Raw genomic sequence first — 13302 nt, 5'->3', positions numbered from 1 at the left:
TGCGCAGGTCCGTCAGCTTCTGCTCGGCGAGCATGCTGGTGATGATCTCGGGCACCGTCTGGCCCTGGAAAATGCGCCAGTTGGAGCGCAGGTCGAAACGCTTGAGGGTCGGCTCGACCACGGCGGTGTAGCGGGTGCGGCGAAAGCCGGTGTCGCCTTGTTGGAACAGGCTGACCAGGCCGTGGACGTAGCGTACCGGGGTGTCGTTGCGCCAAATGGTGAACAGCCCCGCCAGATCCAATACCCGATTGAAATCGATGGAGGCATCGAAACTGGCCAGCTCCAGGGTGAGCTTGAACGGCTCGGACAGCCCCTCTTCGAGCGTGAATGAAACCACCTCGAAGGCATCGCCCTTCAAGGGCTCAAAGGTAAAACGCAGGTCACTTTGACGAGGCATCGCGGCTAGTCCTTACTCTCACTGATAACGGTCGCCACCCGCTGATACAACTCCGGCTCCCAGCCCTGCGCTGTGGTATCGCGCATCAGCCGTGCAACGCTGGCGTACAAATCGTCCGCGAGCCACGACAGGCCACGCGATGCAAGCAGGTCGGCGGCAATCACCGTGGCATAGCTGCGCTGGCGCGGGGCGTCATGGGTGGCGTGCAGGTCCTGTAAGCGCAGCAGCACCACTTCCACGCCTTCGGTATTCAGTTGGGTGGTCAGTTCGTCGCGCAAACTGGCGTATTCCTGCACCGGGCTGCCTGTGGCGTCGGCCTGATCGGCTCCCGTGATCCAGGCGCGGGTTTGTGCATCAACGAACGGCGTGCCGTCGCTGAAACACAGTTCCAACAGGGCCGGCAGGCGGCAGACGAAACGCTCGCAGGTCTGGCGGATGCCACGGGCTACTTCTTCCATCGCCAGACGCGAAGCGACCTGGGCGGCCAGGTAACTGCCGCGCAGCCAGTACGGCGAGGCGCAGACGCTTTTTTCGAGGCGCAACAGCAAGTTCGGCTCAATGGCGTTGTGGTTCAGCGCATCCTGGTAGCCGTCGACGATGTCCTTGGGCACGGTGGTCAATTCGGTGCGACGGTCACGGGTGATGGGCGGCGCCGTGCGCAGGTGCGACCACAGGCCGAAGCGGCGCAGTTGGTAGCCGGTGGGGTCATAGGGGTCTTGCTGGTTGATCTGCTCGGCCATGTTCAACACGGCGCGGCGTTGTTCGCGCTCATTGCTCGGCGCTTGCGGTTTGGGGCGGGTGAAAAAGGCAGACTCCAGCACGCTGCCGGAGGTCGCCACACGGGTGGGCTCACTGGAAGCGACCGGCTCGCTGTACTTGTCCAATTGGCGTCGCAACGCGTCCAACGGTGCCGGGTCGAGCTTGGCGCTTTCGGCACAGCGTTGCAGAGTGGCCACGGCCAATTGCGCCATAGCTTGGTAAGCCGGTTCAAAACTGCTGCGCTCCAGGGCCGGCAACGCCTGCCCCAGGTCGCCCAACAGGCGCTGGACGTTCTTGCGTTTGTTGAGGTAGCCGGTGGGACCGGGCTTGGGGTGAGCGCTGTCCCAATACAGTTCGACCATGCCGGCGATCAGGCCCAGAGCATCGGCCCAGCGCGCCCATTGCCGGGTGCGCAGCCACACCACCTGCAGGTGCGCGACGACGCGCCAGTGTTTGCACTGGGTCGCCAGATATTGGCGGGACGCTTCGTCGATATACGGCCAGTCGATGTCGCCTTCACGCAGGCCGCCGAGCTTGACCATCTCCTGATCGATGGACTGGTAGGTTTCGTCCTCCACATCAAAATGCCCGGCTGGTTGCGCCGGGTCGATGAGGGTCAGCAGCAGCTTGACGGTGTCTGCCGGCACGTCGATCACCAGCGACATACTTGGCGCTCCTGCTCGATCAGTTCACCCAGCCCTTCAGCGTCGAAGACCAGACCGTGCAACCGCGAATAGTCACTCTCCAACCGCAGACGCTGGCCGCCGCCCATGTTGCGCAACAAGGCAATCGCCTGCAGCCCGCGCCCGGCATCGACCACCAGGCCGGCATCGTCCAGCACCTGCCAGTGGTACGCCTCGGACACCGCGCGCTCGTCCTTGAACAGCTGTATGCGAATTTTGTTGGGCTTGGCCGGTTCATCCAGCACCAGTTGCAGACGGGAAATGTTCGATTCGCAGCTGATGGCCAGGTAAGGCCGGGGCGGCAACGCGCCCAAGGCTGGGGCTGAAATCACCAGCCGTTGTTGCTGCTCATTGTCCGGCTCCGGAAACGAAGACAGCAGGAACCGCTGATCCTCAGAAGGGCGTCTGGCCTCGTTGCGTTGCACCAGATCGACAATCGGCAATACCCGGCCGATGGCAGCTGGCGCCGCCGTTGCGTGATGGATGGGCGTGCCGGCAGCCACGTCAAAACACTCCAGGCGCTTCAAGGGCGAGACGATGGAAGGACAATCCTGTGTCGCCGCCTGCCCCTCCATCACCGCCACAACCGCCAGACAAAGCCCCCACTGCCACCCTCGCCGTCCATCGCGCATCAACGCCTCCTGACATGCCTCACCGAAATCCGAACCGGATTTTTTTGAACTTTCGAACTAACGTAGTCAGTCTTAACGTTCTCTTGATCAACTTTACGAGCGTCACCCAAGACACAATTGATAGGCAAGTAAAAGAGATACTACTTCTGGCCAAAAGCCGAACAAACAGAACCCTCCCTCAGATAAAGCCTGCACTTCATGTAGGACAAATACGCAAACAACAAGAACGACTCTTCCTACATCCAACACCCACGAATCGCGTCCACATCGTCCTACATGACAAACTTGGAAACAGCTGGTTCTAATACACCGACTTTACGAAAAGGATTGTTCCCATGTCGAAAACTCAGGGTTCTGTCGCGCCCAAAGAACGCGTCAACATCAAATACGTCCCGGCCACGGGCGATCAACATGCAGAAGTGGAGCTTCCACTGAAGCTGTTGATTACCGGTGACTTCAAAGGCCACGGCGAACTAACTGCCCTGGAAGACCGACAAGCTGTGCGTATCGACAAAGACACTTTCAATGAGGTGCTGACCAAAGCCGAAGTTGCTCTGGACATGGCAGTTCCGTCTGTTCTGAACAACGACCAAGACACCGACTTGAACGTGCAACTTCAATTCAGAAACATCAATGACTTCGGCCCCGACGCGGTCGCCCGCCAAGTTCCGGAGTTGAACAAGTTACTGGAACTGCGCGAAGCCTTAGTTGCGCTCAAAGGCCCGATGGGCAATGTCCCGGCCTTTCGCAAACACCTGCAAAACCTGCTGACCGATGAGACCGCCCGGCAACGCCTGGCCAATGAACTGAACCTGGTGCTCGACGCGCCTAACAACTGACTTGAACGCCCTTCTCAATGGAGTACTCCCCATGCCTATGGAAAGCGCCGCCGCCCAAGTAGTGGTGGCTGACGAACCGCCGTCGTTGCTCGACCAACTGTTGGCCAACACCACCATTCGCCCGTCCCAGGAAGGCTATGCCGTTGCCCGCCAAGGCGTGGCTGCGTTTATCAGCGAGATCCTGCAAAGCGGCGATCATCAGCAGCCGGTCAACAAGCATCGGGTCGACCAGATGATTGCTGAAATCGACCGCGCGTTGAGCCAACAGATGGACATGATCCTGCATCAGCCGCAGTTCCAGCAGCTGGAGTCAGCCTGGCGTGGGCTCAAGCTGCTGGTGGATCGCACGGATTTTCGCGAGAACATCAAGCTGGAAATGCTGCACGTCACCAAAGAAGAGCTGCTGGACGACTTCGATAACGCCGGCGACATCACCCGCAGCGGCCTGTACAAGCACGCCTACACCTCGGGCTACGGTCAGTTCGGTGGCGAGCCGATCGCGGCGATGATCGGCAACTACACCTTCGGCCCGTCATCCCCGGACATGAAGCTGCTGAGCTACGTCGCCTCCGTGGGCGCCATGGCCCATGCCCCTTTCGTGATGGCTGCGGGCCCAGAGTTCTTCAACCTCAAGAGCTATCAGGACCTGCCGTCGGTCAAGGAAGTCAGCGACATTTTTGAAGGGCCGGGCCACACCAAATGGCGCAGCCTGCGTGAGATGGAAGATTCCAAATACATCGCCGCGACGCTGCCGCGCTTTCTGCTGCGCTCGCCTTACGATGGGCTGGAGAATCCGATTCGCAGCTTTGGCTACAACGAAACCGTCGACGGCAACCACGACAACTACCTGTGGGGCAACACCGCGTTCCTGATGGCTTCGCGCATCACTGACAGCTTCGCCCGCTACCGCTGGTGCCCGAACATCATCGGCCCGCAATCCGGCGGCGCAGTGGATGACCTGCCGGTGCACCTGTACGAATCCCTCGGCCAGTTGCAGGCCAAGATCCCGACCGAAGTGCTGATCTCCGATCGCAAGGAATTCGAGCTGGCCGAAGCCGGTTTTATCCCGCTGACCATGCGCAAAGACAGCGATAACGCGGCGTTCTTCTCGGCCAACTCGGTACAAAAACCGAAGAACTTCCCCAAGACCCGCGAAGGTCAGGAAGCCCAGACCAACTACAAGCTCGGCACCCAGTTGCCGTACCTGTTTATCGTCAACCGCCTGGCCCACTACATCAAGGTGCTGCAGCGCGAGCAGATCGGTAGTTGGAAGGAACGCCAGGACCTGGAGCGCGAGTTGAACACCTGGCTCAAGCAATACATCGCCGATCAGGAAAACCCCTCCTCCGATGTGCGCAGCCGTCGCCCCTTGCGCGCCGCGCAGATCGTGGTGCAGGACGTGGCTGGCGACCCGGGCTGGTACCAGGTGTCGTTGGCGGTGCGCCCGCACTTCAAGTACATGGGCGCCAACTTCGAGATCTCCCTGGTCGGTCGGCTGGACGCCCAATAAGTGGGCGGCAGCCTGTTTGAGCGCCTGGAACCCGACGCACCCCGCTACCGCCCCGGCAGCGCAGATGAGCAGGCGCGCCAGCGCGTCAAGGCGATCAAACGCCACCTGGAACAGGTGCTCAACTCACGCCAGGGCTGCTCACAAAGCAGCCCTGGGCTGGGCCTGCGCGATTTCAACGGGGTCACCCAGGCCAGCAGTGATCTGGTGATAGCCATCAGCGCCGATATCCGGCGTTCGGTGGAAGCGTTTGAACCGCGCATCAAGGTCACGGGCGTGCGTTATCAGCCCGACCCTGACCTGCCGCTGGAGCTGAACTTTCGCCTGGATTGCCAGGTACGGGTCAACCACAAGGAAGAACAGGTGCAGATCGAGGTGGCCATGCATGGCCGCGACGGCTACACCCGCGTGAAATGAGGATGCGATGGACTTGAAACAACGCTTTGCCGAGGAGTTACGCTACCTGCGCGAACTCGGCCGCGAGTTTGCCGAGGACAACCCTCAGCTGGCGCAATTTCTCGGCGAGCAGGCCGGCGACCCGGACGTGGAACGGCTGCTGGAAGGCTTTGCCTTCCTCACCGCCAAGCTGGGGATGAAGATCGACGATGACTTGCCGGAGCTGACTCATCCGCTGTTGCAAATGCTCTGGCCCAACTACCTTCGGCCGTTGCCCAGTGCGACCATCATCCGTTTTACACCGCTGCTCGATGCGATCAGCCAGCGCCAGGTGATTCCCAAGGGCACGCCGTTGTTCGCCAAACCGGTGAATGGTATCTCCTGCCAGTTTCGCACCTGCACCGACGTCAACCTGTACCCGCTGGCCTTGCAGGAAGTCAGCGACGCCCACAGCCGTGAGGCCTCGGTGATGCGCATCGACCTCAAGGTACTGACGGAGCAACCGCTGACCAGCATGGCCTGCGATCAGTTGGAGTTTCACCTGGGCGGCGATAACGCGACCGCGTTGACCTTGTACCTGTGGCTCTCCCATTACCTGGACAGCGTCACGCTGCACATCAATGGGCAAAGCTATCGCCTGTCAGCCAAGGACATTGGCTTTCCCGGTTTCACCGCCGAAGAGGCACTGCTGCCCTATCCGCGCAATGTGTTCGACGGCTACCGGATCCTGCAGGAATACTTTGTGTTCCCGCAGCGGTTCCACTTTTTCAGCCTGAACCGTCTGAATCACATGTGGCCGGATGTCAGCGCCACCCTCTTGCGTTTCGAGTTTCAGTTCAGCCGGCCCATGCCGCCGGATATCCGGCTGCGCACCAGCGACCTGCACCTGTACTGCGCGGCGGCGGTCAACCTGTTCCGCCATGATGCCAACCCTATCGAACTGGACGGGCACAGCCTGGAACGGCGTATCAGCCCCAGTGCCAACCGCCCCGATGCTTACGAAATTTTCAGTGTCGACCATGTAGCCGGCTGGGATGCCGCCGACAAGGAGCGCAAGGGCGATCCGTTGCGGCGCTTTACCCCATTCGAGTCGTTTCAGCATGAGATCGAACACGCGCGGGGCCGAACGGCGCTGTATTTCCGCACGCATATCGAGCAGTCCCACGGGCGCGAGGGGTTGCGTCATCGCATCGCCTTTGTGCGCGGCGATGAGAGCCTATACATCGGCGAGCATGAGGCGGCGTCCATCGAGTTGACATGCAGTAACCGCGACCTGCCGCAGTTGCTCGGCGTTGGGGATGTGTCGCTGTCCACTGAGGTCACGCCGTCGTTTGCCACGTATACAAATCTGATCGCACCCACTCGAAGCTACCGGCCCGTGCTGGACAGCAGCCTGCACTGGACGCTGATTTCCAACCTGTCGCTGAACTACCTGTCGCTACTCTCGGCCGAGCCGCTCAAGGCGGTGATCCGCGCCTATGACTTCGCCGCCTTGCACGACCTGCAGCAGGCCCGCGCCACCCGCAAACGCCTCAACGGTATCCATGAGGCGGTGACCACCCCCATCGACTGGCTGATGAAAGGCCAGCCGGTGCGCGGCTTGCAGACCCGTTTGCAACTGGACCAGAACGCGTTCCTCTGCGAGGGCGAGCTGTACCTGTTCGGCAGCGTGCTTTCGCACTTCTTCGCCCTGTACGCGAGCATCAATTCCTTCCATCGCCTGGAAGTGATCAATACCACCAACAACGAGTGCTACGAATGGCCACTGTTGACCGGCAGACAACCCGTAATCTAGCCGACGTGCTGCTGGCCGACGCGCGGAACTACTCGTTTCACCGTCTGCTGGAGCATCTGCACGCTTTGCATGACGATGACCTGGAAGCACAGCCTTTGAGCGCGGCGACGCGGCGGCGCGTGCGCCTGCAAAGCCATGCGGGGCTGGGCTTTCCGGCTTCCGACGTGGTGTTGGCCGCGCGGGTGGAAGAGGACCGCGAAGAGGTGCGCTACCGCTTGCAGACCAGCTTTTTTGGCCTGCACGGCACCGACTCGCCGCTGCCCGGTTACTACCTGGACCGCCTGGCCTACGAGCAGGCCCAGGAACGCGGGATTCGCCCGGCGTTCATGGACTTCTTCAATCATCGCCTGCTGACCCTGCTGCACCACAGCTGGCGCAAGTACCGCTACTACATTCGCTTCCAGGCCGAGGCCAGCGACCGCTTTTCACGCTATGTGTTTTCCCTGATCGGGTTGAACGACAACGACCTGCGCGGCACTACACCACTGCCCTGGGGACGTCTGTTGAGCTTTGCCGGCTTGATCGCCAGTCGCAGCCGTTCGCCTTCGGTGGTGTCCGGCATTGTCGAACACTGCTTCGACCTGCATGGCGTGTACATCCGCGAATTCGAGGCGCGTTCGGTGAGTTTGCCGCAGCGCCAACGGCTTGAGCTGGGCAAAGCCAACGGCACCCTGGGCAGCGACTTTGTGGTGGGTGACCGCAGCAAGACCCGCGCCAGCAAGTTCACCCTGGTGATTCCCAACCTGACCCAGGCACGCTTTCGGCAGTTTTTGCCCAGCGGCGAGCAGTTCGGACGGCTGCGCCAATTGATGGACTTTCTGCTGCGTGACGTCACCGCCTACGACCTGGAGTTAGGGCTGCGCGACGAAGACGTACCGCCCTTCAACCTGCAACGTGACAGCGGCACCCACCTGGGCTGGACCAGCTTTATCGAACATCAGCAACAACGTCATCCCGCCGTGGTGCGGATACGGGGGCGCACATGAAGTTGACGTTAGTAATCAATAATCCTGCGCAGTTGTTGCACGGGTATCTGCCCCTTCACCGGTTTGGCCCACAAGGTGGCAGCATCGGCAGTGCCGCGGCGGACTGGCGCCTGGAAGATCGCCACAACAGCGTGCAGCCCAACCACTGCGAAATCCGCGTCGTCGAAGGGCGCTTCTGCGTGATCGATCGCAGTGGCAGTACCTACGCCAATGGCCATGGCTTGCCGTTGGGCCGCAACGTTGCGGTGAGCCTCAACGATGGCGACCTGTTGCAGATTGGCGCATATCGGGTCGCGGTGCAGCTGGGTGACCACGCACCGGGTCAGCGGTCCCTCGATGAGCTGTTTTCGGGTCAGCCGGAAGGCATGCAAGCCTGGCACGTGGAGGATTTTCCAGGACTGCCCCTGCCCGATCCGCGACCAGCCACTTGCCTGGAGTTCGAGCGCCTTTGCCAGCCCGTGAACCTGGCGGAACAAGGCGATCCGCTGCGAGCGATGAGTGCGGCGCAGCCACCAAAACCGCCGGCCGTCATTTGCGCGGCAGCCCCCAAGCGCACCGTCAGCCTGTTCAGCAGCCTACGTATGGGCGCCTTGTTGCTGGTCTGCCTGACCCTCGGCGGCTGCACCCTGCTCGGAAAAATCGGCCAGGTGGTCCGGGACCCTTCCATCCCGGTGGGCAGCCCCGACGATCAACCCAGTCGGTACTCCCTGAGCCTGCATGCCAGTGATCACGTCAACCCGCGCCTGATCAGCACCGGCACCGCACCGGATGAAGACCCGAGCCGCGCGCCTTACACCCTCAACGTTCAGGCGAGCAGCCCGCAGGCATTGACCGACAAAGTGCAAACCCTGCTTACCCACCTTTACGAGAACGTACCGGCCCAGTCGCCGCTGACCGAGGACCCCGAGCCCGCGGTGCCAATGTCGCCCCTCGAAGACACGCTGTTGGGCCAATACGACGCCCAAGGCATCAGCCTGACCACGCCGTGGGGCAACCCGGCACTGCAGCACGTCGCCACGCCGATCGCCTTCAAGGTAGTGCAACTGACCGACGACTCGCTCCTGGTCAATGCCAGCCCCCAGGCCATGGCTGAAGACCTGAAAAAGACCCTGGGCAGCACCTACATCCGCGCCGACGACTACCTGCTCCAGCCCGGCCAATTCAAGTTCGTCGACCTGCGTCCCTTGGATGAGGACACCCGGTTTATCGCGGTGATCGCCAACTACCACAGCGCCGATGTCGGCCAATGGAAACAGCATCTGCGCGTCGAGCCCAAGGGCCGCCAATACGCCGTGCTGGTGCAGTTGGACGCCGAGCAGGTCAGCCTCAAAAGGGAAACCCGATGACGTCATTTTCAACCGCTTTTGCGCAGAGTAATTACCCATGAGTTCACGCAACCCCGTCATCTGGCATGAAGGTTTGTTCGTCAAACCCCAGCACTTCCAGCAACAGGCCCGCGCCGCCGAAGCCGCCGTGCATCAGCGCGTGCACAGCCTGAACGATGCCCTCTACGGCTTCAGCGAGCTGGAGCTGAACAGCGAATATTTGGGCTTCGGCAAGGTCGCTCTGACCAAGGCGTGTGGAATCATGCCCGACGGCAGTGTCTTTGATATCCCCCGCGACCTGGCGCCACCCGCGCCGCTGGAAATTGCCGACAGCAGCGCAGTCAACCAGATTGTCTACCTGGCCCTGCCGCTGCGGTCCAACGGCGCCCTCGAAGTGCGTTGGCCCGACCAGTACGGCAACAGCCGCTACATCGCCCGTCGCGAGGAAATCCGCGACACCCACAGTGATGACGGCGATCAGGTGGGCATGGACCTGGCCGTGCCCAACCTGCAACTGATGCTCGAACGCAGCGACCGCAGTGCCTTTACCGGCATCGCCATCGGCAGGATCAAAGACAAGCGCCCGGATGGCAGCCTGGTGATGGACGAGCACTTCTACCCCACCAGCCTGTCCCTGCAAGCTGTGCCGGCCTTGCACCGCTACCTGGGTGAAGTGGCCGGGCTGATGCGCGAACGGGCCAAGAACCTGTCCCAGCGTATCGGTTCACCGGGGCAATCGGGGGTGGCTGACGTCTCTGATTTCAACCTGCTGCAAACCCTCAACCGCTTGTTCCCGCTGTTCCAGCACCTGGCCCGCCAACGCCAGGTCCACCCGGAGCGGCTGTACATCGCACTGGCGCAGGCCTGCGGCGAGCTGGTGACCTTTACCGATGACGGCCACCTGCCCCAGGAATACCCGGCCTACCAGCACGACAACCTGCGCGCGTCCTTCGAGCTTCTGGAACATACCCTGCGCCGCGCCCTGGGCACCGTGCTGCAACCGCGTGCGGTATCGCTGCCGATCGTGGTGCAGCAATACGGCGTGCGCACTGCCGAGTTGAGTGACAAGCGCCTGCTGGAAAACGCCGAATTCATCCTCGCCGTGCGCGCCGACCTGCCCGCACAGACCCTGCGCCAACAACTGCCCAAGCAGATCAAGATCAGCTCTGCCGAAGGCTTGGAGCAACTGGTCAGCCTGCAACTGCCGGGCATTGCGCTGCTGCCGCTACCGGTGGCGCCGCGGCACCTGCCGTTCCATGCCGGTTTCAGCTACTTCGAACTCGACCGTCATCATCCCGCCTGGCAAAGCCTGAGCAGCGCCAGCGGGTTTGGCTTCCATATTGCCGGCGAATTCCCGGAACTGGAGTTGCAGTTCTGGGCGATCAGGAGTGAAAAAGATGAGTGAGTCCATGCCCACCGAAATCAAGCCTCCAGCAGACGACAGCAACCTGATATTCAACTATCTGCAACAGGCCACCAGCAGTCAAGAACCAGACCTTGCAAATGAACAGGCCACGCCAAAGAAACCCGTGCTGCTCGCAGACCCCGAATTCGATATGCGTGGACTGGCCTGGAACCCCCTCTGCGATGCCGCCACGCCCCTGATCGGTCTGGTGATCCGCCTGCGGCGTCTGGACCAGCACGATGATGTGCCCGCGCTGTACCAAAGCGTCAGCAACCAGATCACCACGATCATGGAGGAAGTCAGCCAGCTCGACTACGACGCCGGCATGCTCAAGGCCTACTCCTACAGCCTCTGCCTGTTGATCGACGAGGTGGTCATGCGCACCAGCTGGGGCAGACTCTCCACGTGGAGTGCACGCTCGTTGCTCAGCCAGTTTCATAACGAAACCCAAGGCGGCGAAAAATTCTTCACCGTCATGAACAACATGATCCCCGAAGCCGCCCGGTACCAGCATGTGCTGGAGTTTATGTACCAGTGCCTGATCTCCGGCCTCATGGGTAAATACGGTGCCCATATCAAGGGCGATGACGAGATACAAAAGATCATCGACCAACTGCACGGTCTGTTGCGCCCCCTGCGCGGCGAGACGCCCAAGCATCTGACCGACCCGCTGAAAAACGTCGCGCCGCGCAATTATCGGATCAAACGCGCTTGGCCGTTGTGGACACCTTGGGCCATGGCCGCCGTGGTGCTGACGGTCGCCTACACGATCTACACGATCCGCCTGAACGCCATCACCCAAGAAGTGCTGGTGTCCCTGGAGCGGCTTCTCAACCTGTAACCGATTTCCAGCGTGCTCATCCCGGGCACCTGCGAAGCCATGGCCTCTTGGGCCACAACCCACGACCTAAGCGTCGTTTACACATCGCGACAAGGAGCATGTCATGCCAACACCTGCGTACATCAGCATCCACGGCAAAAACCAGGGCCATATCACCAAAGGTGCGTTCACCGCTGATTCGGTGGGCAACGTCTATGTGGAAGGCCACGAGGACGAAATCCTCGCCCAGGAAATCGACCACCAGATCGCCGCGCCGACCGACCCGCAAAGTGGCCAGCCTGCCGGCCAGCGCGTACATAAACCGCTGATCTTCACCAGCGCCCTGAGCAAAGCCTCGCCCATGCTTTACCAGGCTTTAGCCACCGGCGAGATGCTGCCCACCGTCGAGGTCAAGTGGTTCCGCACCTCGGGCGACGGCAAGCAGGAGCACTTCTTCACCACCAAACTGGAAGACGCCACCGTCGTCAACATTCACACCGTACTGCCCCACGCGCAAAACAGTAATAACGAAAACTACACCCAACTGATCAAGACCAGCCTGGCCTATCGCAAGGTCAGCTGGACCCATGTGGTGGCCGGCACCGAAGCGTCGGATGACTGGCGTAAACCGGCGTAACCGCCACCGGCACATTCCGCCGCACAGGCGGCGGAATGTTTACTGAATCAATATTTACAAGGAGGCGCTATGCCTGCCGTCGTTCTGGTCGGTCACGACCATGATTGCCCCTTATGTGGCCCTACCACCGTCAAAAGTGGCACGCGCAACGTCACCGTCAACGGCCGCGCCATCGCCCGCGTCGGCGACACACTCGGCTGCGGTGCCGTGATCATCAGCGGCTCGCCATCAATGGTCATCAACGGCAAGGCCGTGGCCCGCGTGGGTGACACTACCGACCACGAAGGCATCCTGGAAAACGGCGATGCCAGCTGGTTAATCAACTGACCCGGTTTCACCACAAGGAGGTTTCATGCCCCGTCAAAGCGACCTGCGCTACACCTTCGAACCGCTACGGGGCGATCCCTTCGAAGTGGTCTCGTTCACCCTCCAAGAGGGCCTGTCCCAGCCGTTCAAACTCGAACTGGAGCTGGTCAGCCACCATCAGGCCATCGACTTCTACCGCATGCTCGACCTGGCCGCGGTGTTCACCATCTGGCGCGACGACACCCCGGTGCGCTACGTCCACGGCCTGGTCAGCCTGTTCCAGCAGGGCGACACCGGCTTTCGCCGCACCCGCTACACCGCCGTGGTCGAGCCGACCCTCAAACGTTTTGACCTGCGCTCCAACTGGCGCATTTTCCAGGGCCAGACGGTGCCCGAGATCATCACCAGCATGCTCGCCGAGCAGAAGCTGACGGACCTGCGCAGCGAAATCTGCTTCGAGCACCAGCCCCGCGAATACTGCGTGCAGGCCGGCGAAACCGACCTCGACTTCATCGCCCGCCTCGCTGCCGAAGAAGGCCTGCTCTACACCTTCGAACACCGCGCCGACGGCCACACCCTGGTCCTCACCGACCGCGTCGGCGGCCTGGGCACCATCGGCACCCACACCGATTGCCCGGTGATCTACCAACCCATAAGTGGCGGCGACGCCTTGGAGCCGGCACTGAATCGCTTTCACTACACCGAACAGGTGCGCACCGCCATGCAGGTGCAGCGCGACTACACCTTCACCCATCCGCGCTACAACCAACAGCACACCGCCACCGGCGATCAGGACCTCAACAACCAGCACAAAG

Annotated in this window: 14 protein-coding genes; 11 read left to right on the top strand and 3 right to left on the bottom strand. The window is 61.4% G+C overall.

Going from position 1 to position 13302, the window contains the following annotated elements; all coding sequences use genetic code 11:
- From WBR57_RS12085 to vasI, 3 genes are all read right to left on the bottom strand, one after another.
- Positions 1–397: contractile injection system protein, VgrG/Pvc8 family (locus WBR57_RS12085; RefSeq protein WP_424084022.1), on the bottom strand; the 397-nt coding region annotated here is incomplete at its 3' end.
- A gap of 5 nt (positions 398–402) precedes the next feature.
- Entirely contained in the window at positions 403–1821 is a 1419-nt protein-coding gene (gene tssA / locus WBR57_RS12080; protein ID WP_424084021.1) for a type VI secretion system protein TssA, read from the bottom strand.
- Positions 1809–2471 (bottom strand): type VI secretion system-associated protein VasI, encoded by a 663-nt coding sequence (gene vasI / locus WBR57_RS12075; protein ID WP_424084020.1) that lies wholly within the window; start codon positions 2469–2471, stop codon positions 1809–1811. The genes tssA and vasI overlap by 13 nt, the downstream gene beginning before the upstream one ends.
- Positions 2472–2806: 335 nt before the next feature.
- On the opposite strand from vasI, the gene tssB reads away from it, so the two are divergent.
- The 11 genes from tssB to WBR57_RS12020 form a co-directional block, all read left to right on the top strand.
- The gene (tssB, locus tag WBR57_RS12070; RefSeq protein ID WP_424084019.1) at positions 2807–3310 is read left to right on the top strand and encodes a type VI secretion system contractile sheath small subunit; all 504 of its coding nucleotides are present in this window, start codon (positions 2807–2809) and stop codon (positions 3308–3310) included.
- A gap of 37 nt (positions 3311–3347) precedes the next feature.
- Positions 3348–4820, top strand: coding sequence for a type VI secretion system contractile sheath large subunit (gene tssC / locus WBR57_RS12065; RefSeq protein ID WP_424084023.1), 1473 nt, complete (start codon positions 3348–3350; stop codon positions 4818–4820).
- Positions 4821–5234 (top strand): type VI secretion system baseplate subunit TssE, encoded by a 414-nt coding sequence (gene tssE, locus WBR57_RS12060; RefSeq protein WP_424084018.1) that lies wholly within the window; start codon positions 4821–4823, stop codon positions 5232–5234. It begins immediately after the preceding gene.
- 7 nt (positions 5235–5241) lie between these two features.
- On the top strand, positions 5242–7008 hold the full coding sequence (gene tssF / locus WBR57_RS12055) for a type VI secretion system baseplate subunit TssF (protein ID WP_424084017.1): 1767 nt from the start codon (positions 5242–5244) through the stop codon (positions 7006–7008).
- Complete coding sequence (gene tssG, locus WBR57_RS12050) at positions 6972–7994, top strand: type VI secretion system baseplate subunit TssG (RefSeq protein ID WP_424084016.1); 1023 nt, start codon at positions 6972–6974, stop codon at positions 7992–7994. Before tssF ends, tssG begins: the two co-directional genes overlap by 37 nt.
- Positions 7991–9340 carry a type VI secretion system lipoprotein TssJ gene (tssJ, locus tag WBR57_RS12045; RefSeq protein WP_424084015.1) on the top strand — a complete coding sequence of 450 codons (1350 nt, stop codon included), beginning with the start codon at positions 7991–7993 and terminating at the stop codon, positions 9338–9340. Before tssG ends, tssJ begins: the two co-directional genes overlap by 4 nt.
- Positions 9341–9377: 37 nt before the next feature.
- The gene (tssK, locus tag WBR57_RS12040; protein WP_424084014.1) at positions 9378–10724 is read left to right on the top strand and encodes a type VI secretion system baseplate subunit TssK; all 1347 of its coding nucleotides are present in this window, start codon (positions 9378–9380) and stop codon (positions 10722–10724) included.
- Positions 10717–11565 carry a type IVB secretion system protein IcmH/DotU gene (gene icmH / locus WBR57_RS12035; RefSeq protein ID WP_424084013.1) on the top strand — a complete coding sequence of 283 codons (849 nt, stop codon included), beginning with the start codon at positions 10717–10719 and terminating at the stop codon, positions 11563–11565. Before tssK ends, icmH begins: the two co-directional genes overlap by 8 nt.
- A gap of 103 nt (positions 11566–11668) precedes the next feature.
- Positions 11669–12181, top strand: a complete 513-nt coding sequence (locus WBR57_RS12030; RefSeq protein WP_424084012.1) for an Hcp family type VI secretion system effector — start codon at positions 11669–11671, stop codon at positions 12179–12181.
- A 69-nt stretch (positions 12182–12250) separates the two neighbouring features.
- Positions 12251–12508 carry a PAAR domain-containing protein gene (locus WBR57_RS12025; protein ID WP_258346608.1) on the top strand — a complete coding sequence of 86 codons (258 nt, stop codon included), beginning with the start codon at positions 12251–12253 and terminating at the stop codon, positions 12506–12508.
- A 25-nt stretch (positions 12509–12533) separates the two neighbouring features.
- The coding region (locus tag WBR57_RS12020) for a type VI secretion system Vgr family protein (protein WP_424084011.1) at positions 12534–13302 on the top strand (769 nt) is incomplete at its 3' end.

It is taken from the genome of Pseudomonas sp. (assembly GCF_049590575.1).
In the GTDB taxonomy this organism is placed as follows: domain Bacteria; phylum Pseudomonadota; class Gammaproteobacteria; order Pseudomonadales; family Pseudomonadaceae; genus Aquipseudomonas.
The sequence above is the reverse complement of the archived record's forward strand: the minus strand, read 5'-3'. Positions and strand labels throughout refer to the sequence as shown.

Excerpts from the sequence above, each read along its gene's own strand:
- tssA (WP_424084021.1), bottom strand. The coding sequence starts at position 1,821 with ATGTCGCTGGTGATCGACGTGCCGGCAGACACCGTCAAGCTGCTGCTG.
- vasI (WP_424084020.1), bottom strand. The coding sequence starts at position 2,471 with ATGCGCGATGGACGGCGAGGGTGGCAGTGGGGGCTTTGTCTGGCGGTT.
- tssB (WP_424084019.1), top strand. The coding sequence starts at position 2,807 with ATGTCGAAAACTCAGGGTTCTGTCGCGCCCAAAGAACGCGTCAACATC.
- tssC (WP_424084023.1), top strand. The coding sequence starts at position 3,348 with ATGGAAAGCGCCGCCGCCCAAGTAGTGGTGGCTGACGAACCGCCGTCG.
- tssF (WP_424084017.1), top strand. The coding sequence starts at position 5,242 with ATGGACTTGAAACAACGCTTTGCCGAGGAGTTACGCTACCTGCGCGAA.
- tssG (WP_424084016.1), top strand. The coding sequence starts at position 6,972 with ATGGCCACTGTTGACCGGCAGACAACCCGTAATCTAGCCGACGTGCTG.
- tssJ (WP_424084015.1), top strand. The coding sequence starts at position 7,991 with ATGAAGTTGACGTTAGTAATCAATAATCCTGCGCAGTTGTTGCACGGG.
- tssK (WP_424084014.1), top strand. The coding sequence starts at position 9,378 with ATGAGTTCACGCAACCCCGTCATCTGGCATGAAGGTTTGTTCGTCAAA.
- icmH (WP_424084013.1), top strand. The coding sequence starts at position 10,717 with ATGAGTGAGTCCATGCCCACCGAAATCAAGCCTCCAGCAGACGACAGC.
- WBR57_RS12030 (WP_424084012.1), top strand. The coding sequence starts at position 11,669 with ATGCCAACACCTGCGTACATCAGCATCCACGGCAAAAACCAGGGCCAT.
- WBR57_RS12025 (WP_258346608.1), top strand. The coding sequence starts at position 12,251 with ATGCCTGCCGTCGTTCTGGTCGGTCACGACCATGATTGCCCCTTATGT.